Origin of the sequence: Nocardia neocaledoniensis, from assembly GCF_003182135.1 — a bacterium.
GTDB lineage: Bacteria > Actinomycetota > Actinomycetes > Mycobacteriales > Mycobacteriaceae > Nocardia > Nocardia neocaledoniensis.
On the sequence record NZ_QGTL01000007.1, the window covers coordinates 238,606 to 260,420 of the forward strand.

Below are 21,815 nucleotides of genomic sequence, written 5' to 3' on the forward strand. Positions count from 1 at the left end.
GTCATCGCGGTTCGGTGAATTCGCCGAGACCGCGCAGGTCGAACTCGCTGATCACGCCGTCGAGCAATCCGGCGGGCAATGCGCCCACCGGGTAGGTCAGATTCAGCCAGAGCAGCGGTAGCCCGCCCGCGGCCTCGATCAGCACCGCCGGGTCGAGAAGTTCCCCGGTCAGTTCGTCCTCGGTACGGAACGCTGAGGCACGCCAGGTGAGTCCGTCGATCGGCGCGACCAGCGGTCGCAACACCTCGGCGAGCTCACGCAGTCGCCGATGGTCCTCGGCGGTCCCGCCCGCCGGATACGTGGCGCTGACGTACTCGCGGCAGGTGCGCCGCTCAACCACGCTTGCGGGTGATGGCCGCGGCGACCGCGCCGCCCGCCGCGCCGAGGGCGAGGGCGGTCGGCACGCCGATCTTGGCGGCCTTGCGGCCGGTGCGGAAATCGCGGATCTCCCAGCCCCGGTTCTTGGCCACTTCGCGCAGGTCGGAGTCGGGGTTGATGGCGACCGCGGTGCCGACCAGCGAGAGCATGGGCACGTCGTTGTGGCTGTCGGAGTAGGCCGTGCAGCGCTTGAGGTTGAGGCCCTCGCGAACGGCCAGGGTGCGCACCGCGTGTGCCTTGCCGAGGCCGTGCAGGATGTCACCGACCAGGCGGCCGGTGAATTTACCGTCGACGCTCTCGGCGACGGTGCCGAGCGCACCGGTGAGCCCGAGGCGCTTGGCGATCACATTGGCCAGCTCCACCGGCGTCGCGGTGACCAGCCAGACCTGCTGGCCCGCGTCCAGGTGCATCTGCGCGAGCGCGCGGGTGCCCGGCCAGATCTTGTCGGCGATGATCTCGTCGTAGATCTCCTCGCCGAGCGCGGCGAGTTCGGCGGTGGGGCGGCCCGCGATGAAGCTGAGCGCCTTCTCCCGGCCCGAGGCCATGTCGGAGGAGTTCTCCTTGCCGGTGACCCGGAACTTCACCTGCTTCCAGGCGACATCGACCAGGTCGGAGGTCTTGAAGTATTTGCGCGCGGCCAGCCCGCGGGCGAAGTGCACGATCGAGGCGCCCTGCACCAGGGTGTTGTCGACGTCGAAGAACGCCGCCGCCGTCAGGTCGCGGGGGACCTCGGGGCCGCTGGTCTCGCGCTGTTCGGCGAGTTCGGCGTCGTGCAGGGTGAGCGCGGCGTCGGCGCTGGCCTCACCGGCCAGGTTGGCGCGCAGCTCCTCCTCGCTCGGCCCGAACGGGCTGCGCGGCAGCCGTGCGAACTGTTCCTGCAGTTCCTGGCCGAGGCGGCTGGGCTGCCACCGCGCAGGGAACTCCCCGAATCGCCCTGCGACGAATCCGGCCCTAGCCACCTTCGAACGTTCCGGCACCAGTACCCTCCGCTAGTCGCGCGAACCATGTCCACAGTAACCGGATTCACCGACAAGCCGCGGCGGGCTCGGGGATTAAATAGGGCTCATGACCAATCCCACACCCACCGTGACCCTGTTGACTCGCGCCGGCTGCCACCTGTGCACCGTGGCACTGGCGCAATTGGAGACCATTTGTGGTGATTTCGGTCTCCCGGTGGCCACCGTCGACGTCGACGAAGCCGCGGCGACCGACCCCGGATTGCGGGCCGAATACGGCGATCGGCTGCCCGTGGTCCTGTTGGACGGCCGTGAACACAGCTATTTCGACGTCGACGAGCCACGTTTGCGGGCCGACCTGAGCCGTTTCGCTGGTCGCGGCGGAAAATGAGGCCAATTTCACCGACTTTGTGAACGCCTGCACAAGCGGTTACGGTGGTGGCACGCAATCCGCACCGCCGCACCGAGCAGCGGCGGTGACCGGGTTTGTACAGCCCACATGGCACACCGGTCGCCCTCTCGCAATGCGGCGACCCACACCGGTGAACGAACGACAGGAACCGGACCGCGATCAGGCCCGGCACGAGGAGCCGACGACGTGACAGAGCAGCATGAGACGCCAGGTGGCGTCTCCGGCAAGGCTCTTCAGCGGGACATCCCCCAGGCCACGGTGACTCGTCTCGCTACCTATCTCCGGGTTCTCGCCGGGTTGGCCGACGAGGGTGTAGCCATCGTATCGAGTGAGGAACTGGCTGTCGCGGCGGGTGTCAATTCGGCGAAGCTGCGCAAGGATCTTTCCTTCCTCGGACCCAACGGTGTGCGGGGTGTCGGCTATGACGTAGCCAAGTTGCGCACCAGGATCGAAGACGTGCTCGGTCTGTCGCAGGGACATCGGGTGGTGCTGATCGGTGCGGGCAATCTGGGCCGCGCACTGGTCGGCTACGGCGGTTTCGGGGTACGCGGCTTCACCGTGGTCGGGATCTTCGACAACGACAGCGCGGTGATCGGTCAGTCGTACGCCGGACTCGTCGTGCGCGATGTCGAGCAGCTCACCGCGCAGATCCCCGCGCTCGCGCCGACCATCGCGGTCCTGGCCGTGCCCGACGAGGCCGCCCAGGAAGTGTGCGACCGGCTCGTCGCCGCCGGGCTGCCGTCGATCCTGAGCTTCGCCCCGTGCGAGCTGGCCGCCCCGGCCCATGTCGAGGTGCGCCGGGTCGACCTGGCGATGGAGCTGCAGATGCTCTCCTTCGACGCCGCTCGCAACGACGCGCCCGCGCTGCCCGAGGTCGCCCAGGCCGGGTCCGGCCGGATCGCGCGCCGGGTGCCCTCGCAGAACCATCCCGCCCTCACGCACCCCGCGCCGGTCGAGCCGGCGCGCGGCAGGCCGACGCGACGCACCGCGCCGCACACGGCCACCCCGCATTCGGCAACGGAGCCAAGCACCAAGGGATCGGTGATCACACCATGAGTGTTCTTCTGGTCGGAATCTCGCACCGGAGTGCACCGGTCTCGGTGCTGGAGAAGATCGCGATCAGTGAGGCCGACCGGCCGAAGCTGGTCGACCGGCTGCTGGCCTCCAGCCACGTCTCCGAAGCGATGATCGTCTCCACCTGCAACCGCGTCGAGGTCTACGCCGTCGTCGACGCCTTCCACGGCGGGCTCGGCGAGGTCAGCGACCTGCTCACCAAGCATTCCGGGCTCCCGCTCGGCGATCTCACCCGGCACGCGTACGTGCGCTACAGCGAGGCCGCCGCCGAGCACCTGTTCGCGGTCGCCAGCGGCCTGGACTCGATGGTCGTCGGCGAGCAGCAGGTGCTCAGCCAGATCCGCGGCGCCTACGCCAGCGCCGACGGACAGCAGGCGGTCGGGCGCACCCTGCACGAGCTGGCCCAGCACAGCCTGCGGGTCGGCAAGCGGGTGCACTCCGAGACCGGGATCGACCGGGCGGGCGCTTCGGTCGTGTCGGTCGCGCTGGATCGGGCGCGCGGCGTGGTCGGTGACCTCGCGGGCCGGACGGCCGTGGTGCTGGGCGCCGGAGCGATGGGTGGCCTTGCGGTGGCGCATCTTTCGCGCGCCGGGATCGGCAAGATCACCGTCGTCAACCGCACCCTCGACCGCGCGCAGCGCCTCGCCGAGACCGGCCGCACCATGCACGGCGTCGACGCCGAGGCCGTGGAGATGTCGAACCTCACCGCGGCGATGGCGAGCGCGGACGTGGTGATCACCTGTACCGGCGCGGTCGGTGCGGTCGTGACCCTGGCCGACACTCACCGCGCACTCGCCGACCGCACCCGCACCGAGGCCGCCGAGCGGCCGCTGGTCTTCTGCGATCTCGGCCTGCCCCGCGACGTGGAGCACGCCGTGGCCGGCCTGCCCGGCGTCGCCGTCATCGACATCGAATCGCTGCAGCGCGATCCGGCCGCGGGCGCCGCGGCCGACGACACCGCCGCCGCGCGCCAGATCGTCGCCGACGAACTCGCCAAATACCTTGCCGGGCAACGCATGGCCGAGGTCACGCCCACCGTAGCCGCCCTGCGTCAGCGGGCCGCCGAGGTGGTGGAGGCCGAACTGCTCCGCCTCGACTCGCGCCTGCCCGACCTGGCCGACCCGGCCCGCGACGAGGTGGCGCGCACCGTGCGCCGCGTCGTCGACAAGCTGCTGCACGCGCCGACGGTGCGCGTCAAGCAACTGGCCTCGACGCCGGGCGGCGACAGCTACGCCGAGGCGCTGCGTGAGCTGTTCGAACTGAAACCCGGTGCGGTGCAGGCGGTTGCCGCTCCCATGGAGGTCGCCGCGGCCGAGGCCGCGCTGGCCGACGACTTCACCGCAGGACACCTCGGCGATGCGCAGGTCCGCATGACCGAGTCGAAGCCCGGACCACTCGGGCGTGCGCAGGAGGAATCCGCATGACCACGACAGTGCAGGAAGAGGACACCGTGACCGCAGGCAGCATTCGTGCGCCGTGGCGGATCGGCACACGCGGCAGCCTGCTCGCGCTGACGCAGGCCGGCACCGTCCGTGACTCGCTGATCGCCGCGGGGCAGCCCGCCGAGCTGGTCGTCATCAAGACGCCGGGCGACCTGTCGTCGGATCCCGTGCAGAAGATCGGCGTCGGCGTGTTCACCTCGGCGCTGCGCGACGAGCTGGCCGCGGGCACCATCGACATCGCGGTACACTCCTACAAGGACCTCCCCACCGCGCAGGACCCGCGCTTCGTCATCCCGGCCATCCCGCCCCGCGAGGACCCGCGCGACGCGCTGGTGGCCCGCGACGGCCTGGTGCTCGGCGAGCTGCCCGCGGGCGCCAAGGTCGGCACCTCGGCGCCGCGCCGCGCCGCCCAGCTGCGCGCCCTCGGCCTCGGCCTCGACATCGTCCCGCTGCGCGGCAACATCGACTCGCGCCTGCGCAAGGTGAGCGAGGGCGAACTCGACGCCATCGTCATCGCCCGCGCGGGGCTGTCCCGCATCGGCCGCACAGACGCGATCACCGAATCGCTCGAGCCGGTGCAGATGCTGCCCGCGCCCTCGCAGGGCGCCCTCGCCGTGGAATGCCGCAGCGACGACCCGGAGCTGATCGAGATCCTCGCCGGCCTCGACGACGCCGCGACCAGGGCCGCGGTCCTGGCCGAGCGCGCCCTGCTCGGCGAGCTCGAGGCGGGCTGCACCGCCCCGATCGGCGCCATCGCCGAGGTCGTCGAGTCGATCGACGAGGACGGGCGCATCTTCGAGGAGCTGTCGCTGCGGGCCTGTGCCGCCGCGATCGACGGCTCCGACGTGCTGCGCGCCTCGATCGTCGGCGCGCCGCGCGATGCCGAGGAGCTCGGCGTCGCCCTCGCGCGCGATCTGCTGGATCTGGGCGCTCGCGCTTTGCTGAGCGTCGCGGACGAGCCGGAACCGGAGGTCGGTTCCCCCACACAGGCGGTGAACACCCCCGCCTCAGACTTCACCAATTCCAGCCCGATGGAGAACAACCGATGAGCAGCCGAGCCACCAAGAAGCAACCAGGGCGGATCCTTTTCGTCGGATCCGGCCCCGGCGACCCGGCCCTGCTGACCGTGCGCGCCCGCGAGGTGCTCGAGCGGGCGACGCTGGCGTTCACCGATCCCGATGTCGACAAGGGCGTGCTGGCCCTGATCGGCCTCGCCGTCGAGCCGGGCGAGGACGGCGAGCGCGCCGTCGACGTGCGTCCGGCGCTGGGCGAGCCCGCCGAGGTGGCCAAGACGCTGATCGCCGAGGCCCGCGGCGGACACGACGTGGTGCGCGTCGTCGCCGGTGACCCGTTGACCACCGATTCGGTGATCAACGAGGTCAACGCGGTGACCCGCTCGCACATGGTGTTCGAGGTGCTGCCCGGCCTGCCCAACGGTTCCGCGGTCCCGAGCTACGCGGGCATCGCGCTCGGCTCCGGCCACACCGAGGCCGATGTGCGCGGCGAGGTCGACTGGGCCGCCCTGGCCGCCGCGCCCGGTCCGCTGGTGCTCAGCGCCACCTCCGGGCACCTGGCCGAGACCGCGAGCGCGCTCGTCGAGCACGGACTCGCCCCGCAGACCCCGGTCGCGGTGACCGTGCGCGGCACCACCCGTCAGCAGCGCACCATCGAGGCCACCCTCGCCACCCTGAACAACGCGGCCTCGGAGCTGGTCGGCCCGCTGATCGTGACGGTCGGCAAGGAGGTCGACAAGCGGTCGAAGATGTCGTGGTGGGAATCGCGTGCCCTCTACGGCTGGACCGTGCTGGTGCCGCGCACCAAGGACCAGGCAGGCGAGATGAGCGAGCGGCTGGTGACCCACGGCGCCATCCCGATGGAGGTGCCGACCATCGCTGTCGAGCCGCCGCGCAGCCCCGCGCAGATGGAGCGTGCGGTGAAGGGCCTGGTGGACGGCCGCTACCAGTGGGTGGTGTTCACCTCCACCAACGCCGTGCGCGCGGTGTGGGAGAAGTTCGCCGAGTTCGGTCTGGACGCGCGGGCGTTCTCCGGCGTGAAGATCGCCTGCGTGGGTGAGGCCACCGCGGAGAAGGTGCGCTCCTTCGGCATCAACCCGGAACTGGTCCCGAGCGGTGAGCAGTCCTCCGAGGGCCTGCTCGCCGACTTCCCGCCCTACGACGACGTGTTCGACCCGGTGAACCGGGTGCTGCTGCCGCGCGCCGACATCGCCACCGAGACCCTGGCCGAGGGCCTGCGCGAGCGCGGCTGGGAGATCGACGACGTCACCGCCTACCGCACCGTGCGCGCTTCGCCGCCGCCCGCGGAGACCCGCGAGATGATCAAGACCGGCGGTTTCGACGCGGTCCTGTTCACCTCGTCCTCCACGGTCCGCAACCTGGTCGGTATCGCGGGCAAGCCGCACGCGCGCACCATCGTCGCCTGCATCGGCCCGAAGACGGCCGAGACCGCGATCGAGTTCGGCCTGCGCGTGGACGTGCAGCCCGAGACCGCGCAGGTGGGTCCGCTGGTGGAGGCGCTGGCCGAGCACGCCTCGCGCCTGCGCGCCGAGGGCCTGCTGCCGCCGCCGCGGAAGAAGAGCCGCCGCAGCAGCAGCCGCTAGGCTCAAGAGGTACCCCGAAGGCCCGCCCGCTGTGGCGGGCCTTCGGCGTTCCCGAATCATCGGCTGTAGCGCAGCAACGTGCGGACCAGCCTGCAGGTGGCATCGGACGGCGGACGCAGTTCGATCTGTTCGGCGGTGCGCCGGATGGTCTCGTTGGTGGCCTGATTCGGCAGGTATACACCGGAATCCAGCAGCGCGATCGTCAACCGCATGGCCTTGAGCCTGCGGTTGTGCGCCACGTACCAGCGACGCGGCCTGCCCGCGGGCAGCCGCTTCTTCTCCAGCGGCACATACGGTCCCGTGATGAACGTGGACTTCGGTGCGGTGGCAATGGCGTGCATGGCGTCCTCCCGTCGCGAATGGGTTCCGCCCCCGGTCGTCGGAACCCTCGAACACGCTTTCGATTGTAGCGAGGGGGTCCGACAAGTTTCGGCGATCTCTCGCGGAAGCCATTGAGCTCCAGTGGGATTCGATGTTATCCACAGGGCGCGCACGGCCTGTCGCCGGGCACCTGTCGGACCACTGTGATCTAGTTGGCGTCGATGACACGGGAGGAGTCACGATGACGGTGGACGAGATCGGCGCGCGTCTCGGCGCCCACGTCGAGGCCGACGAACTGCTCGGCCTGGCCTGGCTCGTCGCGCACGGCGACGAGGTGGCCACGGGCGCGATCGGCCATCTCGACGCCGAGCGCGCCGCGCCGGTGCGCACCGACACGATCTTCCGCATCTCCTCGATGACCAAGCCGCTCACCGCGGTCGCGGCCTCGATCCTGATCGACGACGGCGTCCTCGACCCCGCCGAGCCCGTCGACCGCCTGCTGCCCGAACTCGCCGACCGGCGCGTGCTCGCGCACCCGGGCGCCGAGATCGCCGACACCGTGCCCGCCAGACGCCCGATCACGGTCGACGACCTGCTCACGTTCCGGCTCGGGTGGGGCATGGACTTCACCGACTTCACGCCGAAGCCGCTCGATGCCGCGTGGAGCGAGCTCGGCCTCGGCTGGGGCCCGCCGACGCCGGCGGAAATGCCGGATCCCGACACCTGGCTGGCCCGGCTCGGCACCCTGCCGCTGCAATATCAGCCGGGGGAGCGGTGGCTCTATCACGTGGGCGCGCCGATTCTGGGCTTTCTGGTCGGCCGGGCCGCCGGGAAGCCGCTCTCGGAATTCCTGGCCGAGCGTGTCCTGGAGCCGCTCGGCATGGTCGACACCGGGTTCTCCGTCCCCGCGGGCAAGCTGGAACGCTTCGGCCCGCACTACACCGACCGGGACGGCGCGCGCGTGCTCTTCGATCCGGTCGACGGCCAGTGGAGCACACCGCCGGTGTTCGAGGGCGGTGGCGACGGACTCGTCTCCACTCTCGCCGACTACCACCGGTTCGCCCGCATGTTGCGCGCGGGCGGTGAACTCGACGGCGTCCGGATACTGAGCGAGCGCGCCGTCGCCACGTTGTCGGCGAACCATCTCACCGCCGAGCAACTCGCGGCGGGCGGGCCGAACGGGGACGGCAGCGCGGGCTGGGGCTACGGCGTCGGTGTGCTGCTCAGCGACCTGCCGGACGGTCCGCGGGCCGGCTCCTACGGGTGGTCGGGCGGGCTCGGGTCCACCTGGTCCAACGACGGCGAGGTGACCGGCATCCTGCTCACCAATCAGACGTGGAGCTCGTCCGGGCCGCTCCCGGTGTTTGCCACGTTCGAGTCGATCTTGGGCGAGGTCGCCCGCCGCGGCAAGGGCGTGTAGGCGCCGGAGCGAGGGTGAGCGCGCAGGCGTATTCTGCGGGCTATGACCGCTTTCGACCGCCCGCGGCGGTTGCGCAGGACCCCCGCGTTACGTCGGCTCGTCGCCGAAACGACCCTGGAGCCGCGCCAGCTGGTACTGCCGATGTTCGTCGCCGACGGCATCGACGAACCGCGCGAGATCAGCTCGATGCCCGGCGTGTACCAGCACTCGCTGGACTCGCTGCGCAAGGCGTCGGTGGAGGCGGTGACCGCCGGTGTCGGTGGCCTGATGCTGTTCGGCGTGCCGCTGCCCGAGGACAAGGACGCCACCGGCAGCCAGGCCAGCGATCCGAACGGCATCCTCAACCGCGGCCTGCGCGCACTGGCCGAGGAGGTCGGTGATTCGACGGTCGTCATGGCCGATACCTGCCTCGACGAGTTCACCGATCACGGCCACTGCGGCGTGCTCGGCACCGACGGCGCGGTCGACAACGACGCCACTCTGCACCGCTATGTCGAGATGGCGCTGGCTCAGGCCGAGGCCGGCGCCGACCTGCTCGGCACCAGCGGCATGATGGACGGCCAGGTCGGCGCGATCCGGCGCGGGCTCGACGCGGTCGGGCGCACCGACACCGCCATCCTCGCCTACGCCGCGAAGTACGCCTCCGCCTTCTACGGCCCGTTCCGCGAGGCCGTCGGCTCCTCGCTCGTGGGCGATCGTCGCACCTACCAGCAGGATCCCGCCAACCGGCGCGAGTCGCTGCGCGAACTCGACCTGGACCTGGCCGAGGGCGCCGACATCGTGATGGTGAAGCCCGCGATGTCCTACCTCGACATCCTGCGCGACGTCGCCGACCGGTCGACGGTCCCGGTGGCCGCCTACCAGATCTCGGGCGAGTACTCGATGATCACCGCCGCCGCCGAGCGCGGCTGGATCGACCGCAGGGCCGCGATCCTGGAGTCGCTGATCGGCATCCGGCGGGCGGGCGCGGACATCGTGCTCACCTACTGGGCGACCGAGGCGGCACACTGGCTGTTGTGATCGTTCCACCGCACAAGCCCGAGACCCCGCCCATGCCCGAAGACGTCGGCACCGCGCGCCAGCTGTGGTGGGCGGTGGCCGGGCTCGGCATCGTGTACACCGGCGCCGGAATCGCCACCATGACCGGTCAGCGCGACGAGCTGAGCAAGCAGTTCCTCGACGAGATGCACAAGACGGATCCGAACTTCCCCGCCTCGACCGTCGACGTGATGGTGCTGGCGGTCTTCGTGCTCACCGCGATCGTCGGCGTGGTGCTCGCCGGTGTGACGGTGCTGATCGCCCAGCAACTCGGTCGCGGCAAGCAGTGGGCTCGCACGGTGCTCATGGTCGTGGCCGTCTGGCTGGGGATGGGCGCGATCGCGACGATGTTCGCCTTCTCCGGCGAATCGAGCGTCGCGACGATGATCGCCGGCGGCACCTCGATCGTGCAGGGCGTGCTCGCGGTCGGCGCGGCGTATCTGAGTTACCGCCCGGAATCGACGAAATACTTCCAGCTGAACCGTCGGTGAACGCGAGGTTGAACGCCGCCGTTTTGGGGGCTCGACCGGCCAGAGTGTATGGTGAGCATGGTCACAGTGATTTCGGGGTACCCACTGTGATGTAGCCGGTAGGGAACCGGTGGAGCGGAGGCAATGATGCGCGTGGTGATCGAGCAGCCACACAGCCTGCGGCGCGATCTGCTGGTCATCGGTTTGATGGTCCTGCTCGCGCTCGTCACCATCGCCCTCGTTCTGCTGCCGAGTCTGGTCGGCTGATCCGCCGGCGCCGAGGCGCCGCGGTATCGCACACGCATGGTGTTGTTCTCCGAGCCCGGCGCGCGCTGGCGCGCGGTCGCCTACGGCCCGCTGCTCTGCGCGGGCATGCTGCTGATCGAATGGGTCTTCGGGAGCACCCTGCACGGGTTCGCGCTCGGCTTCTGCGCCGTGGCCATCGGTGGTTTCACCGTTCTGCAGGTGATCGCCGGACGCACCCACGCGCGCGTCGAACTGACCGATTCCACCCTGCGTCAAGGCGTGGAGACACTCCCGCTCGCCGACATCGCCGAGGTGCTTGCGCCCGATGACGACGACGTCGCCCAGGCCAGGCCGCTCGGCGCGCTCACCGGGGTGCCACGCCGCCGCCGCGGCATCGGGCTGCGCCTGGTCGACGGCCGGATCGTGCGGGCCTGGGCGATCGACCACGCGGGTCTGCGCGCCGCGTTGACCGGCGCCCTGGCAGGATCGCGGGAATGAGACGCTGGATCGTCGCGGCGCTGATCGAACTCGGCCTGGCCGCGCTCTGCCTGGCCGGAGCGGTCTACAGCTGGAGTCACGCGCGCCGCACCACCGAATTCGTGACCGCCGACGACCATCCCGCTTTCGAGGCCGTGCGGTACGCGCCGCCGATGCTGGTGCTGGCCACGGCGTTGGTGATCGTCGCGGGGGTGCTGTCGATCGACGCGATCGCCCGGATCGTGACCCGATCTGTAGCGCCGGACGCCGTTCGAGCGATGCACTGAGGGAAGTCGAATCTCGATGTGCACGTTGGGATTCGGGACATTTCGTACCGACATCTCACGAAGGAAGACCCGGATGACCAGACTCACCGCCGGATTGTTCACCGCCGTCGCCGCGATCGCGCTCGCCGCGGGCCCCGCCCAGGCCGCGACCGGCCTGCCCCTGACCCCCTACGCCGAGCCGGCCGCCGGTGGCTTCGCCCCGGAGACCGGCTCGGGCGGCATCTACAACGGCATCATGTGTCAGCTGCACACGATCTCGGCCGAAGTCCCCTGCATGTACACCTAGCTGTACTGACCTGAGAGGTTAGGGACGCGGCTGGCTGGTGGGTGGCCTGCGAGTGCGGTGTGGCCGCGGTGGTGATTGTAGGTGTGGAGCCAGGTCGTGAAGGCCGCGCATCGTTCGCTGTCGCTGCGGTAGAGCCGTGCGTATGCCCACTCATCAGCCAGCGTGCGATGGAACCGTTCGACCTTGCCGTTGGTTTGAGGCCGGTAGGGTCGTGTCCGTTTATGGACGACGGGCCCGAGGGCCTCGGCGAAAGTGCGTGATCTGTAGCAGGAACCGTTGTCGGTCAACACTTTCGCGACGGTGATGCCGTTTCCGCTGAACCAGGCCTGAGCCCGTTTCCAGAACTCGGCGGCGGTGTCTTTGCGTTCATCGGCGAGTAGTTCGGTGTAGGCCAGCCGTGAGTGGTCATCGAGGGCGGTGTGCAGGTAGTGGTAGCCGCGGACCGGGTTGCCGTAAGCGTTGCGGTCCCCGGCTGGTTTGTGCGCTTGGGAGTTTCGGTTGCCTGAGGCGCGGCCGAGCTTGCGCCACCCGCCGCCGTCGGGGATCTTGCCGAGTTTCTTGACGTCGATGTGGACCAGATCGCCGGGGGTGTCGTGCTCGTAGCGGCGCACTGGCGTGCTGGTGGCTCGGTCGAGCAGGCGCAGGCGTGCGAGCCGGTAGCGGGTCAGGACCCGGTGCACGGTAGAGGGGTGCAAGCCAAGTAGGTAGGCGATGCGAGCTGGGCCCCACCTGCGCAGGACACGGACTTTGATGATGCGGCGTTCGGTGCGTGTGGGCGTCCGGGCGGGGCTGTGATGCGGTCGTGAGGACCGGTCGGCCATGCCGGTTGCGCCGTGGAGGCGGTATCGGCTCGCCCACCGAGACGCTGTGGTGGGCGAGACTTGGAATCGTTCGGCGGCTCGGCGTAGTGGCCAACCGTCCTCGACGACACAACGAGCAAGACGTAGCCGACCCAACTCCGAGAGTGGGGCATTACGGTGTGACACGAAGACCTCCGAGGCGTGAATGCGTTCCTAGACAGCTCGCACTTCACTCGGAGGTCTTCGCCATGTCAGCTCGCCACGCCGTTACCAACGTCCGTGGTCAGTACACCTAGCCGGCCCACTGCTGGTAGACGTCGACGACGCGGCCGCCGCGCGCGCCCGGCGCGTTCAGATAAACGGTGACGGTGCCGTCGGGATGACTCGCCGCCTCCGTCACCACCTGGCGCAGGGTGGCGCGGATGCCGCCGTCGGCGTCGCGGTGCAGATTCGTCTCGCTGTGCAGCCCGGCGCCGATCCGGTTGGCAGGCACGAACATCGCGGTGAGCGCCGGAATCGGCCCCGCGCCGAGCGCGACGGTCTCCTCGTGGTTGAGCTGGGCGCCGATCCGATCCGGCTGTGCCTGGGGCGCGAACGCGGCGGCCGAGCCGGCGCCGAGGATCACTCCGGCGGCGACGAACCCGGTACCGAGGGCAGTGCTGGTGACGCCGAAACGCATGAAATACCCTTCCGCTGATTGCTGATGACGTGCGCGAGCAGCCCGCAGCGTAGCCGCAGGCCAGCGCACCCGGATCGACATCATCGGCCCGCGACGGCGGCGTGTCGGGCGTGTCGCCGGTGGGTCGCTGCGGTCTGGGTCACTGTGCCCCACCCTGTCGTCCGGCGCGCCGAGGCGAGCTGAGAGACTGGAATCCGTGAGTTCTTCCGCGCGCGCGACCAGGTCATCGGTGCCGGTTTCCGCCCAGCTCTTCGAGCGGGCCGCTTCGGTGATCCCAGGTGGTGTCAATTCCCCGGTCCGCGCGTTCAACTCGGTCGGCGGAACGCCCCGCTTCATTGCCTCGGCCGACGGCTACACCCTCGTCGACGCCGACGGCCACGAGTACGTGGACCTGGTGTGTTCGTGGGGCCCGATGATCCTGGGCCACGCCCATCCCGCCGTCGTCGAGGCGGTGCAGCGGGCCGCCACCGGCGGACTGTCTTTCGGCGCGCCGACCGAGGCCGAGATCGAGCTGGCCGAGGCGATCGCCGCCAGGGTCGAGCCGGTCGACCGGGTGCGCCTGGTCAACTCCGGCACCGAGGCCACCATGAGCGCCGTGCGGCTGGCCCGCGGGTTCACCGGCCGGTCCAAGATCATCAAGTTCTCCGGCTGCTACCACGGCCACGTCGACGCGCTGCTGGCCGACGCGGGCTCCGGCGTCGCCACCCTCGGCCTGCCGACCTCGCCCGGTGTCACCGGCGCGCAGGCCGCCGACACCCTCGTGCTGCCCTACAACGATCTGGCCGCTGTCGCCGCCGCGTTCGAGGCGCATCCGGGCCAGATCGCGTGCGTCATCACCGAGGCCGCCGCGGGCAACATGGGCGCGGTCGCGCCGCTGCCCGGTTTCAACGAGGGCCTGCGCACGCTCGCGCACGACCACGGCGCGCTGCTCATCATGGACGAGGTGATGACCGGATTCCGCGTGAGCGCGTCCGGTTGGTACGGCCGCGAGGGCGTCGCCGGTGACCTCTACACCTTCGGCAAGGTGATGAGCGGTGGCCTGCCCGCCGCCGCGTTCGGCGGCCGCGCCGAGATCATGAACAACCTCGCGCCGCTGGGCCCGGTGTACCAGGCGGGCACGCTCTCGGGGAACCCCGTCGCCGTCGCCGCCGGGCTCGCGACCCTGCGCGCCGCCGACGCCGAGGTGTACACGGCGCTGGACCGCAACGCCGACCGGCTCGGCGCGCTGTTCGCGAAAGCCCTGACAGAAGCGGGTGTCGAGCACCAGGTCCAGTTCGCAGGCAATATGGTGAGCGTGTTCTTCGCCGACCGCCCGGTGACCGACTATGCCGCCGCCAAGGCGAGCCAGACCTGGCGCTACCCAGCCTTCTTCCATGCCTTGCTCGACGCGGGTGTGTACGCGCCGCCGAGCGCGTTCGAGGCCTGGTTCGTCTCCGCGGCGCTCGACGAGGACGCGTTCGACCGTATCGCCGCCGCTCTGCCCGCCGCCGCCCTCGCGGCCGCGGCCGCAACCCCCGAAGGATCCCCAGCGTGAGCTCCGACCAGCCCGACGCAGAACTCGCCATCGACGAGGCGCCGCACCCGGCGCCCGCCGCAGCACCGCCCGCCCTCGACGACGACCCGGCGACCGTGGAAACCATCGTGCACGTGCTGCGCCACGGCGAGGTGCACAATCCGAACGGCATCCTCTACGGCCGCCTGCCCGGTTTCAGCCTGTCGGTGGCCGGGCGTTCGCAGGCCGCCGCCGTCGCCCGCTCGCTGGCCGATCACGACATCTCCCTGGTGATCGCCTCCCCGCTGCAGCGCGCCCAGGAGACCGCGGCCCCGATCGCCGCCGCCCACGACGTCATCGTGCGCACCGACGAGAACCTGATCGAAGCCGGCAACACCTTCGAGGGCCTGCGAGTCTCGGTCGGCGACGGCGCGCTGCGCAAGCCGCGGCACTGGTGGAAACTGCGCGACCCGTTCACTCCGTCCTGGGGCGAGCCGTACCTGCAGATCGCCCACCGCATGCTGGCCGCGGTCAACAAGGCGCGCGTCGAGGGCGCCGGGCACGAGGTGGTGCTGGTCTCGCATCAGCTGCCCGTGTGGACGCTGCGCCGGTTCCTGCAGGGCCAGCGGCTCTGGCACGACCCGCGCAACCGGCAGTGCTCGCTGGCCTCGCTGACCTCGCTGGTCTACCACGGGGATACGCTGGTCGACATCGTGTACTCCGAGCCAGCCGGCGCCTCCGACCCCTCGGTCCACGGCGCATGACACGCTCCACCGCCTCGGCACCCGTCCGCAGCCATCGGCTGCGGGCGGTGACCGCCGTCGTCTCCGCCCTGTTCGTGATCGTCGCGGCCGCGGGCTGTTCGACCGGTACCGACGCGGTGGCCACCGGCGGCGGCACCTTCGAGTTCGTCTCGCCCGGTGGCAAAACCGACATCTTCTACGATCCGCCCGCCCAGCGCGGCACGATCGGCAAGCTGTCCGGACCCGATCTGATGAACGAGGGAAAGACCGTCTCGGTCGAGGACTTCCCGGACCAGATCGTGGTCGTCAATCTGTGGGGGCAGTGGTGCGGCCCGTGCCGCGCCGAGGCGCCCGCGCTCGAAAAGGTCTACGCGGCGACCAAAGACAAGGGCGTCGCGTTCCTGGGCATCAACGTCCGCGACCACCAGCGCGACAAAGCTCAGGACTTCGTGGTGGACAACAAGGTCGAGTACCCGTCCATCTACGACCCGTCGATGCGAACTCTGCTCGCGCTCGGCGGAAACTTTCCCACCAGTGTCATTCCGACCACGTTGATCCTGGATCGTCAGCACCGGGTCGCCGCGGTCTTCCTTCGCTCGCTACTGGCAGAGGATCTGCAGCCCGTGGTCGAGCGCATCGCCGCCGAGGAGAAGCAGTGAGCCGTCGTCGTCCCGGAAATCTGACCGCGTGTCGCCCCCGCCAGGGTGCCCGCCGCATGGGAGCTGGCTGGACCGTCGACGATCGTTGGGCGGGCATTGCGACCGTCCCGCGCAGTGTCGCCGGTGCGGGCCTGTTCGATTTCGGTCCGGCCGAACCGGCCGAGACCGAGCGCACCCTGTCGTTGCCCCGCGACGAGCAGCGTGACGAGGACACCACAGAGTGATGGTGCTCGCCGCAGTCGGGGATTCGTTCCAGCAGACCGCGGCATCGGGTCCGTTGCTGTTGGCGCTGGGTGCCTGCCTGCTCGCGGGCCTGGTGTCGTTCGCTTCACCGTGTGTCGTGCCGTTGGTGCCGGGGTATCTGTCGTATCTGGCCGGGCTGGTCGGCGCCGAGGCGCCGCCCGCCTCCGTCGCCCAGGTCGGCACGCTCACCGCGCAGCGCCGTAGCGCCAAGCTGCGGGTCGCCGGTGCCGCCGGACTGTTCGTCGCCGGGTTCACGGTGGTGTTCGTGCTGGCAACGGCCACCGTGTTCGGCCTGATCCAGACCCTCAACGTCAACCGGGAGCTGCTGCAGCGCGTCGGCGGTGTGGTGACGATCCTGATGGGTCTGGTGTTCATCGGTCTGGTGCCCGCGCTGCAGCGCGACACCAGGATGGAGCCGCGCCGCTTCACCAGCATCATCGGCGCCCCGCTGCTCGGCGGGGTGTTCGCGCTGGGCTGGACGCCGTGCCTCGGCCCGACGCTGTCGGGCGTGATGGCCGTGTCCGCCGGAACCGACGGCACCACCGCGGCGCGCGGCGTCGCCCTGATCGTGGCGTACTGCCTCGGGCTCGGCCTGCCCTTCGTGGTGCTGGCGTTCGGCTCGGCCGGTGCGTTGCGCGGGGTCGGATGGTTGCGGCGCAATTCGCGCACCATCCAGGTAATCGGGGGTGTTCTGCTCGTCGTCGTCGGCGTCGCTCTGGTCACGGGGGCCTGGGACCAGTTCGTCAGCTGGGTGCGCGACGGGTTCGTCTCCGAGGTGACTCTCCCGATCTGATGACTGACACACTGACTCCTCCCACCACCCCCGCCCCGCCCGCTCGGCAGTCGCTGCCGGGCCGGGCCTGGGCGCTGGTCCGCAACACCTGGCGCGGGCTCACCAGCATGCGCACCGCGCTGGTGCTGCTGTTCCTGCTGGCCCTGGCCGCGATCCCCGGCGCCCTGCTGCCGCAGCGCAGCCTGAACACGCAGAAGGTCGAGCAGTACATCGCCGACCGGCCGACGCTCGGCCCGTGGATGGACCGGTTCGAGCTGTTCGACGTGTTCGGCAGCTTCTGGTTCACCGCCATCTACGTGCTGCTGTTCATCTCGCTGGTGGGCTGCATCCTGCCGCGCTGCTGGGACCACTACAAGGCCCTGCGCACGCCGCCCGTCGCAGCGCCGCGCAACCTGGGCCGGTTGCCGCACCACTCCAGCGAGACCGTCGACGGCTCGGCCGAGGAGATCGTCGACCGGGCGCGCGGACAGCTGCGCGGCTGGCGCACCGAGATCCGCCCCGGCAAGCGCGACGGCGAGGTGACGCTGTCGGCCGAGAAGGGCTACCTGCGCGAGTTCGGCAACCTTGTGTTCCACCTGTCGCTGGTGGGGCTGCTCGCCTCGATCGCGCTCGGCAAGCTGTTCGGCTACGAGGGCAATGTCATCGTGATCGCCGACGGCGGGCCCGGGTTCTGCACCACCTCGCCCGCGGTGTTCGACTCGTTCCGCGCGGGCAATGTCAACGACGGCACCGGGATGACGCCGCTGTGCGTGCGTGTCAAGGACTTCAAGGCCGACTACCTGCCCACCGGCCAGGCCGAGATGTTCACCTCCAACATCGAGTACCAGGCGGGCGAGGATCTCAGCACCGACACCTGGCGTGACACCGAGCTGCGGGTCAACCATCCGTTGCGCGTCGAGGGTGACCGCGTCTATCTGCAGGGCCACGGTTTCGCGCCGACGTTCACCGTCACCTTCCCGAACGGCGAGACCCGCACCGAGACCATCCAGTGGCGTCCCGACGACGCGCAGACCTTCCTGTCCAGCGGTGTCCTGCGGATCGACCCGCCCGGCGGCATGTACGCCACCGACGAGGAACGCCGCCAGAACCAGATCGCCATCGAGGGCCTGTTCGCGCCGACCGCGCTGTTCCACGGCAGCCTGCTCACCTCGTCGTTCCCGCGAATGGACGATCCGGCCGTCGCCGTCGACATCTATCGCGGCAACACCGGTCTCGACACCGGCCGCTCGCAGTCGCTGTTCGCGCTGGACTCGGAGATGATCAAGCAGGGCCGCCTCACCAAGGAGGCTCGCGTGAACCTGCGCCCCGGTGAGTCGACGACGCTGCCCAGTGGTGCGAAGGTCACCTTCGACGGCGCGAAGGAATTCGTGAACCTGCAGGTCTCGCACGACCCCGCGCAGCAGTGGGTGCTGGTGTCCGCGCTCACGATGATGGCCGGTCTGCTGGTCTCGCTGCTGGTGAAGCGGCGCCGGATCTGGGTGCGGGCGTACCCGGCCGAGGAAGCGGCGGGTACCGTGGATCAACGACGGACCGTAGTAGAGATGGGCGGTCTGGCCAGAAGCGATCAGGCGGGCTGGGGCGGCGAATTCGACCGGCTGCGGGCGCGCCTGCTGGGAACGGAGAACTGATGCCGATCGACGAAACGGTGGCGCGCTACAGCGACTTCGCCTTCATGTCGGCCATGGCGATCTACGCCCTGGCGCTGGTGCTGCTGCTCGTGCAGTACGCCTCGGCGCGGGCCAAGCAGGTCGCGGCGCGCGAGCTCGTGCCCGCGGGCGCGCCCGCCGACCCGTCGCTGCCCGGTCGCATCGAGACGCCGGACAAGCCGACCGCCGAACGGCTCGGAAACATGGCGTTCTCGGTGCTGGTGGTCGGCGCGGTGCTGCACGTCGTCTCGATCGTCCTGCGCGGCTTCGCGACCAACCGTTTCCCGCTGGGCAACATGTACGAGTTCACCACCATGGCCACCGCGGCCGCCGTGGTGATCGGTCTGTGGTTCCTGCGCGAGCAGCGCTACCGGTCCATGTGGGTGTTCCTGCTGGTCCCGGTGCTGATCCTGATGTTCCTGGCCGGCACGGTCCTCTACGCCGACGCCGCCCCCGTGGTCCCCGCGCTGCGCTCGTTCTGGCTGCCCATCCACGTCACCATCGTCAGCGTCGGCAGCGGCGTCTTCCTCGTCTCCGGTGTCGCCAGCCTGCTGTACCTCTACCGCATGCGCCAGCCCGCCGGCGAGGAGTCCGACAGCATCTTCGGCGTCATCGCCCGCCGCCTCCCCGACGCCCGCACCCTCGACCAGCTCGCCTACAAGACCACCATCATCGGCTTCCCCCTCTTCGGCGCAGGCGTCATCCTCGGCGCCATCTGGGCCGAAGCCGCCTGGGGCCGCTTCTGGGGCTGGGACCCGAAGGAAACCTGCTCCTTCATCGCCTGGGTCCTCTACGCCGCCTACCTCCACGCCCGAGCCACCTCGGGCTGGCGCGACACCAAGGCCGCCTGGATCAACATCGCCGGCTTCGTCGCCATGCTCTTCAACCTCTTCATCATCAACATGGTGATCAGCGGGTTGCACAGCTACGCCGGTCTGACTTAAACGGCTTCTACCAGCGCGTTCGGGTCGTGTCTGTCATCGGCTGCTGGCTGCTGATCGGCTTCGGTACAAAGTGAGTACGGCTTAGCAGCGACGCGTAGTAGCCGCGGCCGATCGGATCAGATAGATCGCCGCAGAGTAGACGTCGTCGTTTACCAAGTCGGCAGCGCTCCTGCTGTACCGGACAAACGCCGAATCAACTGGAATGTCCACAACACTTCGGGGATCGAAAGGGTAGCGATAGTCCTCGTCGCGGTCAGACCATTGGTTCAGGTAGTTCGCAGGCAGAAGGTAGAGACCGGGTGCCTCTTTTCGGTGCAGGTGCCCACGCAGGAAGTCGATTCCCGCACGCAGGGACTTCTGCGACGGCAGCACAAGCGTTTCTTCTAGCGGAAGGACCAGACCTGCCGCGACACCAACTCGATTCGGCCAGTCGACACCCTTGCAGAGTGCTGCGAAGGCGCGCGCGCAGCTGGCAAGTAGCTGGCCGGGATCTTGCAGATCTTCCGCGATGAGCCCGAATTCATCAATGTGCCGGGAGACCACGCGATCGCGTGCCGCTGAGGACACCTGTGCGGCCCATCGCTCAATCGTGTCCATGTCAAGATCCGCCACAACAATCCACCAACCGTTCCGCTCTGTCACCGCGCTGGATCATGTCACTGACGGTCGTGGTTGGCTACCCGGTTTCGGTGACCACCTCGCGCTTCGAGACAGCTATGCGGGCCTGAGATACCAGCGTCTATCACTCGGGCACTGACTTGCAGGGCGTTGGGTCATTGAATGGATTCACGTTCCGCGAGGAAACGATCGAGCAGGTCGAACAGCACCTCGAGGATGCGAACTTCCTGCTCGGGAGTGAAATCTGTTTCAGCGTCTCGCTCGGGCAATGCGATTTGCGTGATCATGCTCGACCAGGAGAGGCTGCTCTCGCGAAGAAGGTGGTTGGTGAGAAGCCACTCGCGAAAGCCGTCCAGTCCTCGGCCCCCGAACCGGTGTGCGGCGTAGTCGTAACCTTCCAGGAAACACGTCACACCACGGACGGTGGTGAATCCGATGAACATGCCTGGGCGCGCGGCAAATTGCAGTAGGTACTCGCGCTCTGTCGGATCGTCTGGGTCCAACGGGTCCCACTCCCTGGCCCGTCCAAGCCCGGCGAAATGTGCATCGAGGTCCGCAGGTTTCTCCATCCCGCTACTTCACCATGGCCGCGGCGACTGGGCGCAGACGCATCGGACAGGTAGTCATCATCAGATCAGTGATCTTTCGGATCTGCACAGCTGTGCGAGTCCAAGCTTCGGTTCTGCGGCACGAGGTCATAGCAGTGTGGCGGGTGGTGTGATCTCCCAGCGAACTCTGGGCGAAACGGACAGATATCCGCGATGATTCGTGCGATTTCATGTCCACGCGTGTTCGCAGAGGAAAAGTACTTGATGAAGGTCATGGGTAAGGCTGTTGTCGCGGCGGCGGCGGTGGGTCTTGCGGCCGGGTCGGTGATCGGTGCCGGTGCGGCGAATGCGGAGGAGAACCTCTACGGGGCAATCGCTTTCAGTGGCGAGCAGTGGTACTACGGCACCAGCGTCGATGCCTTCAGCCGCGAAGACGCGATCGACGAAGCGCTGTTCTGGTGTGGTTTCGACGGTGCCTCCGACTGCATCGTCTTGGTGGACTGGTCCGACGGCTGCGGGGCGCTCGTCTACACCGACGGCGCGGTCGGCACCGGCGCGGGCTTCAACAGTTCGGCCGCGCTGTTCGCTGCCCACACCAGCCTGGCCAGGTTCCACCCGCCGGCATTCCTGGCCAACGTCGGTTCCGCCGACAAGTCGGACACCCAGATCAGCGAGGTCGTCTGCACGGCCAACGCCTCCTGAGGATGGGAAGTCCCGGAACTCTTGGGGCCCGGGACTTCCCGGACGAGGCGGCTAGGCTCGGCTGGTGAGGACAGACAGGTTGAGTCCGTGGACGGGGGAGTTCCCCGTCCTGCCGTGGAGCGAAGTCGCGCGCTGGATTCAAGAGATGACCGGCGGGGATTCTCGGGCTCGGCATCTGACCGCCATCGTGGACAGCGTGATGCGCTCGGGTCGAGCTGAGGAGCTGGCCGCCACGATGGCGATGCTCGACATCATCGTCACGACCCATCCCGTAGCAAAAACGGCGATCGAGGAGGTCGTCGTCCGCGCTCCGGGATCGTTGGTCCCGGTCGCCGACGGCACCGTGGTGATCGAATGCCTGTCGGCAACCCACCCGAACCAGTACACAGCCCCGGTCGACGACGCGGTGCCGCTGTTCTGGCAGGCCGTGGAGACGGTCTTCGGCATCGCTCCACATGGCCCGAGCGAGTAGTTCGGTGGAACAATCCCTGCGTGGCAACACTGCGGGGAAAAGCCAAGCGATG

The 21,815-nt window shown here is 69.2% G+C and carries 28 protein-coding genes; 21 read left to right on the forward strand and 7 right to left on the reverse strand.

What is annotated here, in order from left to right:
* Window position 1 precedes the first annotated feature (1 nt).
* Together DFR69_RS20460 and DFR69_RS20465 are read right to left on the reverse strand one after the other, a co-directional pair.
* Window positions 2–340, reverse strand: coding sequence for a hypothetical protein (locus tag DFR69_RS20460; protein WP_110039190.1), 339 nt, complete (start codon window positions 338–340; stop codon window positions 2–4).
* Window positions 333–1,259: an HAD family hydrolase gene (locus DFR69_RS20465; RefSeq protein ID WP_244198380.1), complete on the reverse strand. Its 927-nt coding sequence runs from the start codon at window positions 1,257–1,259 to the stop codon at window positions 333–335. The genes DFR69_RS20460 and DFR69_RS20465 overlap by 8 nt, the downstream gene beginning before the upstream one ends.
* A 184-nt stretch (window positions 1,260–1,443) precedes the next feature.
* On the opposite strand from DFR69_RS20465, the gene DFR69_RS20470 reads away from it, so the two are divergent.
* From DFR69_RS20470 to DFR69_RS20490, 5 genes are all read left to right on the forward strand, one after another.
* Window positions 1,444–1,725 (forward strand): glutaredoxin family protein, encoded by a 282-nt coding sequence (locus tag DFR69_RS20470; RefSeq protein WP_110039192.1) that lies wholly within the window; start codon window positions 1,444–1,446, stop codon window positions 1,723–1,725.
* Window positions 1,726–1,932: 207 nt separating this feature from the next.
* Complete coding sequence (locus DFR69_RS20475; protein ID WP_110039193.1) at window positions 1,933–2,802, forward strand: redox-sensing transcriptional repressor Rex; 870 nt, start codon at window positions 1,933–1,935, stop codon at window positions 2,800–2,802.
* Window positions 2,799–4,244: a glutamyl-tRNA reductase gene (locus tag DFR69_RS20480; RefSeq protein WP_110039194.1), complete on the forward strand. Its 1,446-nt coding sequence runs from the start codon at window positions 2,799–2,801 to the stop codon at window positions 4,242–4,244. The genes DFR69_RS20475 and DFR69_RS20480 overlap by 4 nt, the downstream gene beginning before the upstream one ends.
* Entirely contained in the window at window positions 4,241–5,311 is a 1,071-nt protein-coding gene (hemC, locus tag DFR69_RS20485) for a hydroxymethylbilane synthase (protein ID WP_110039195.1), read from the forward strand. The genes DFR69_RS20480 and hemC overlap by 4 nt, the downstream gene beginning before the upstream one ends.
* The gene (locus tag DFR69_RS20490) at window positions 5,308–6,879 is read left to right on the forward strand and encodes a bifunctional uroporphyrinogen-III C-methyltransferase/uroporphyrinogen-III synthase (protein ID WP_110039196.1); all 1,572 of its coding nucleotides are present in this window, start codon (window positions 5,308–5,310) and stop codon (window positions 6,877–6,879) included. Before hemC ends, DFR69_RS20490 begins: the two co-directional genes overlap by 4 nt.
* 56 nt (window positions 6,880–6,935) lie before the next feature.
* Here the strand turns inward: DFR69_RS20490 and DFR69_RS20495 are convergent, their stop codons facing one another.
* Window positions 6,936–7,220, reverse strand: coding sequence for a hypothetical protein (locus DFR69_RS20495; RefSeq protein ID WP_110039197.1), 285 nt, complete (start codon window positions 7,218–7,220; stop codon window positions 6,936–6,938).
* Between the two features lie 221 nt (window positions 7,221–7,441).
* Between DFR69_RS20495 and DFR69_RS20500 the strand changes: the two genes are divergently transcribed.
* The 7 genes from DFR69_RS20500 to DFR69_RS20525 all read left to right on the forward strand — a co-directional run bounded on the left by DFR69_RS20500 (window position 7,442) and on the right by DFR69_RS20525 (window position 11,424).
* A complete protein-coding gene (locus DFR69_RS20500) occupies window positions 7,442–8,620 on the forward strand; it encodes a serine hydrolase domain-containing protein (RefSeq protein WP_110039198.1) in 1,179 nt (392 codons plus the stop codon).
* A 42-nt stretch (window positions 8,621–8,662) separates the two neighbouring features.
* Window positions 8,663–9,640, forward strand: coding sequence for a porphobilinogen synthase (hemB, locus tag DFR69_RS20505; RefSeq protein ID WP_110039199.1), 978 nt, complete (start codon window positions 8,663–8,665; stop codon window positions 9,638–9,640).
* On the forward strand, window positions 9,637–10,149 hold the full coding sequence (locus DFR69_RS20510) for a hypothetical protein (RefSeq protein ID WP_244198370.1): 513 nt from the start codon (window positions 9,637–9,639) through the stop codon (window positions 10,147–10,149). The genes hemB and DFR69_RS20510 overlap by 4 nt, the downstream gene beginning before the upstream one ends.
* A gap of 123 nt (window positions 10,150–10,272) precedes the next feature.
* On the forward strand, window positions 10,273–10,395 hold the full coding sequence (locus tag DFR69_RS35585) for a hypothetical protein (RefSeq protein ID WP_261774637.1): 123 nt from the start codon (window positions 10,273–10,275) through the stop codon (window positions 10,393–10,395).
* A 36-nt stretch (window positions 10,396–10,431) separates the two neighbouring features.
* On the forward strand, window positions 10,432–10,872 hold the full coding sequence (locus DFR69_RS20515) for a hypothetical protein (protein WP_110039201.1): 441 nt from the start codon (window positions 10,432–10,434) through the stop codon (window positions 10,870–10,872).
* Window positions 10,869–11,138: a hypothetical protein gene (locus tag DFR69_RS20520; protein ID WP_110039202.1), complete on the forward strand. Its 270-nt coding sequence runs from the start codon at window positions 10,869–10,871 to the stop codon at window positions 11,136–11,138. The genes DFR69_RS20515 and DFR69_RS20520 overlap by 4 nt, the downstream gene beginning before the upstream one ends.
* A gap of 73 nt (window positions 11,139–11,211) precedes the next feature.
* On the forward strand, window positions 11,212–11,424 hold the full coding sequence (locus tag DFR69_RS20525) for a hypothetical protein (RefSeq protein ID WP_110039203.1): 213 nt from the start codon (window positions 11,212–11,214) through the stop codon (window positions 11,422–11,424).
* Here the strand turns inward: DFR69_RS20525 and DFR69_RS20530 are convergent.
* On the reverse strand, window positions 11,421–12,410 hold the full coding sequence (locus DFR69_RS20530; protein ID WP_110039204.1) for an IS481 family transposase: 990 nt from the start codon (window positions 12,408–12,410) through the stop codon (window positions 11,421–11,423). The genes DFR69_RS20525 and DFR69_RS20530 overlap by 4 nt on opposite strands.
* 106 nt (window positions 12,411–12,516) lie before the next feature.
* Window positions 12,517–12,903 carry a hypothetical protein gene (locus tag DFR69_RS20535; protein ID WP_110039205.1) on the reverse strand — a complete coding sequence of 129 codons (387 nt, stop codon included), beginning with the start codon at window positions 12,901–12,903 and terminating at the stop codon, window positions 12,517–12,519.
* Between the two features lie 196 nt (window positions 12,904–13,099).
* On the opposite strand from DFR69_RS20535, the gene hemL reads away from it, so the two are divergent.
* From hemL to ccsB, 7 genes are read left to right on the forward strand one after another with little or no spacing between them, the layout of a single operon-like run.
* Window positions 13,100–14,437 carry a glutamate-1-semialdehyde 2,1-aminomutase gene (gene hemL, locus DFR69_RS20540; protein ID WP_110039206.1) on the forward strand — a complete coding sequence of 446 codons (1,338 nt, stop codon included), beginning with the start codon at window positions 13,100–13,102 and terminating at the stop codon, window positions 14,435–14,437.
* Window positions 14,438–14,466: 29 nt separating this feature from the next.
* Window positions 14,467–15,159 (forward strand): histidine phosphatase family protein, encoded by a 693-nt coding sequence (locus DFR69_RS20545; RefSeq protein ID WP_373867098.1) that lies wholly within the window; start codon window positions 14,467–14,469, stop codon window positions 15,157–15,159.
* Window positions 15,156–15,797: a TlpA disulfide reductase family protein gene (locus tag DFR69_RS20550; protein ID WP_186817461.1), complete on the forward strand. Its 642-nt coding sequence runs from the start codon at window positions 15,156–15,158 to the stop codon at window positions 15,795–15,797. Before DFR69_RS20545 ends, DFR69_RS20550 begins: the two co-directional genes overlap by 4 nt.
* 56 nt (window positions 15,798–15,853) lie before the next feature.
* A complete protein-coding gene (locus tag DFR69_RS34555; RefSeq protein WP_167456343.1) occupies window positions 15,854–16,021 on the forward strand; it encodes a hypothetical protein in 168 nt (55 codons plus the stop codon).
* Window positions 16,021–16,833, forward strand: a complete 813-nt coding sequence (locus DFR69_RS20555; RefSeq protein WP_110039207.1) for a cytochrome c biogenesis CcdA family protein — start codon at window positions 16,021–16,023, stop codon at window positions 16,831–16,833. Before DFR69_RS34555 ends, DFR69_RS20555 begins: the two co-directional genes overlap by 1 nt.
* Entirely contained in the window at window positions 16,833–18,461 is a 1,629-nt protein-coding gene (gene resB, locus DFR69_RS20560; RefSeq protein WP_110039208.1) for a cytochrome c biogenesis protein ResB, read from the forward strand. The genes DFR69_RS20555 and resB overlap by 1 nt, the downstream gene beginning before the upstream one ends.
* Window positions 18,461–19,423: a c-type cytochrome biogenesis protein CcsB gene (gene ccsB / locus DFR69_RS20565; protein ID WP_110039209.1), complete on the forward strand. Its 963-nt coding sequence runs from the start codon at window positions 18,461–18,463 to the stop codon at window positions 19,421–19,423. The genes resB and ccsB overlap by 1 nt, the downstream gene beginning before the upstream one ends.
* A gap of 81 nt (window positions 19,424–19,504) precedes the next feature.
* Here ccsB and DFR69_RS34110 read toward each other — a convergent pair whose 3' ends face one another.
* Together DFR69_RS34110 and DFR69_RS20570 are read right to left on the reverse strand one after the other, a co-directional pair.
* Window positions 19,505–20,020: a hypothetical protein gene (locus DFR69_RS34110; protein WP_146229372.1), complete on the reverse strand. Its 516-nt coding sequence runs from the start codon at window positions 20,018–20,020 to the stop codon at window positions 19,505–19,507.
* A 176-nt stretch (window positions 20,021–20,196) separates the two neighbouring features.
* Complete coding sequence (locus tag DFR69_RS20570) at window positions 20,197–20,610, reverse strand: hypothetical protein (RefSeq protein ID WP_110039210.1); 414 nt, start codon at window positions 20,608–20,610, stop codon at window positions 20,197–20,199.
* A gap of 192 nt (window positions 20,611–20,802) precedes the next feature.
* On the opposite strand from DFR69_RS20570, the gene DFR69_RS20575 reads away from it, so the two are divergent.
* A complete protein-coding gene (locus DFR69_RS20575; protein ID WP_244198371.1) occupies window positions 20,803–21,291 on the forward strand; it encodes a DUF4189 domain-containing protein in 489 nt (162 codons plus the stop codon).
* 64 nt (window positions 21,292–21,355) lie between these two features.
* On the forward strand, window positions 21,356–21,763 hold the full coding sequence (locus DFR69_RS20580) for a hypothetical protein (RefSeq protein WP_146229373.1): 408 nt from the start codon (window positions 21,356–21,358) through the stop codon (window positions 21,761–21,763).
* Window positions 21,764–21,815: the final 52 nt, after the last annotated feature.

What these genes read in the sequence shown, in the direction of transcription:
- DFR69_RS20470 (WP_110039192.1), top strand. Translation starts at nt 1,444, where the DNA reads ATGACCAATCCCACACCCACCGTGACCCTGTTGACTCGCGCCGGCTGC.
- DFR69_RS20480 (WP_110039194.1), top strand. Translation starts at nt 2,799, where the DNA reads ATGAGTGTTCTTCTGGTCGGAATCTCGCACCGGAGTGCACCGGTCTCG.
- hemC (WP_110039195.1), top strand. Translation starts at nt 4,241, where the DNA reads ATGACCACGACAGTGCAGGAAGAGGACACCGTGACCGCAGGCAGCATT.
- DFR69_RS20490 (WP_110039196.1), top strand. Translation starts at nt 5,308, where the DNA reads ATGAGCAGCCGAGCCACCAAGAAGCAACCAGGGCGGATCCTTTTCGTC.
- DFR69_RS20495 (WP_110039197.1), bottom strand. Translation starts at nt 7,220, where the DNA reads ATGCACGCCATTGCCACCGCACCGAAGTCCACGTTCATCACGGGACCG.
- DFR69_RS20500 (WP_110039198.1), top strand. Translation starts at nt 7,442, where the DNA reads ATGACGGTGGACGAGATCGGCGCGCGTCTCGGCGCCCACGTCGAGGCC.
- hemB (WP_110039199.1), top strand. Translation starts at nt 8,663, where the DNA reads ATGACCGCTTTCGACCGCCCGCGGCGGTTGCGCAGGACCCCCGCGTTA.
- DFR69_RS35585 (WP_261774637.1), top strand. Translation starts at nt 10,273, where the DNA reads ATGATGCGCGTGGTGATCGAGCAGCCACACAGCCTGCGGCGCGATCTG.
- DFR69_RS20515 (WP_110039201.1), top strand. Translation starts at nt 10,432, where the DNA reads ATGGTGTTGTTCTCCGAGCCCGGCGCGCGCTGGCGCGCGGTCGCCTAC.
- DFR69_RS20520 (WP_110039202.1), top strand. Translation starts at nt 10,869, where the DNA reads ATGAGACGCTGGATCGTCGCGGCGCTGATCGAACTCGGCCTGGCCGCG.
- DFR69_RS20525 (WP_110039203.1), top strand. Translation starts at nt 11,212, where the DNA reads ATGACCAGACTCACCGCCGGATTGTTCACCGCCGTCGCCGCGATCGCG.
- DFR69_RS20535 (WP_110039205.1), bottom strand. Translation starts at nt 12,903, where the DNA reads ATGCGTTTCGGCGTCACCAGCACTGCCCTCGGTACCGGGTTCGTCGCC.
- DFR69_RS20550 (WP_186817461.1), top strand. Translation starts at nt 15,156, where the DNA reads ATGACACGCTCCACCGCCTCGGCACCCGTCCGCAGCCATCGGCTGCGG.
- DFR69_RS34555 (WP_167456343.1), top strand. Translation starts at nt 15,854, where the DNA reads ATGGGAGCTGGCTGGACCGTCGACGATCGTTGGGCGGGCATTGCGACC.
- DFR69_RS20555 (WP_110039207.1), top strand. Translation starts at nt 16,021, where the DNA reads ATGGTGCTCGCCGCAGTCGGGGATTCGTTCCAGCAGACCGCGGCATCG.
- resB (WP_110039208.1), top strand. Translation starts at nt 16,833, where the DNA reads ATGACTGACACACTGACTCCTCCCACCACCCCCGCCCCGCCCGCTCGG.
- ccsB (WP_110039209.1), top strand. Translation starts at nt 18,461, where the DNA reads ATGCCGATCGACGAAACGGTGGCGCGCTACAGCGACTTCGCCTTCATG.
- DFR69_RS34110 (WP_146229372.1), bottom strand. Translation starts at nt 20,020, where the DNA reads ATGGACACGATTGAGCGATGGGCCGCACAGGTGTCCTCAGCGGCACGC.
- DFR69_RS20570 (WP_110039210.1), bottom strand. Translation starts at nt 20,610, where the DNA reads ATGGAGAAACCTGCGGACCTCGATGCACATTTCGCCGGGCTTGGACGG.
- DFR69_RS20575 (WP_244198371.1), top strand. Translation starts at nt 20,803, where the DNA reads ATGATTCGTGCGATTTCATGTCCACGCGTGTTCGCAGAGGAAAAGTAC.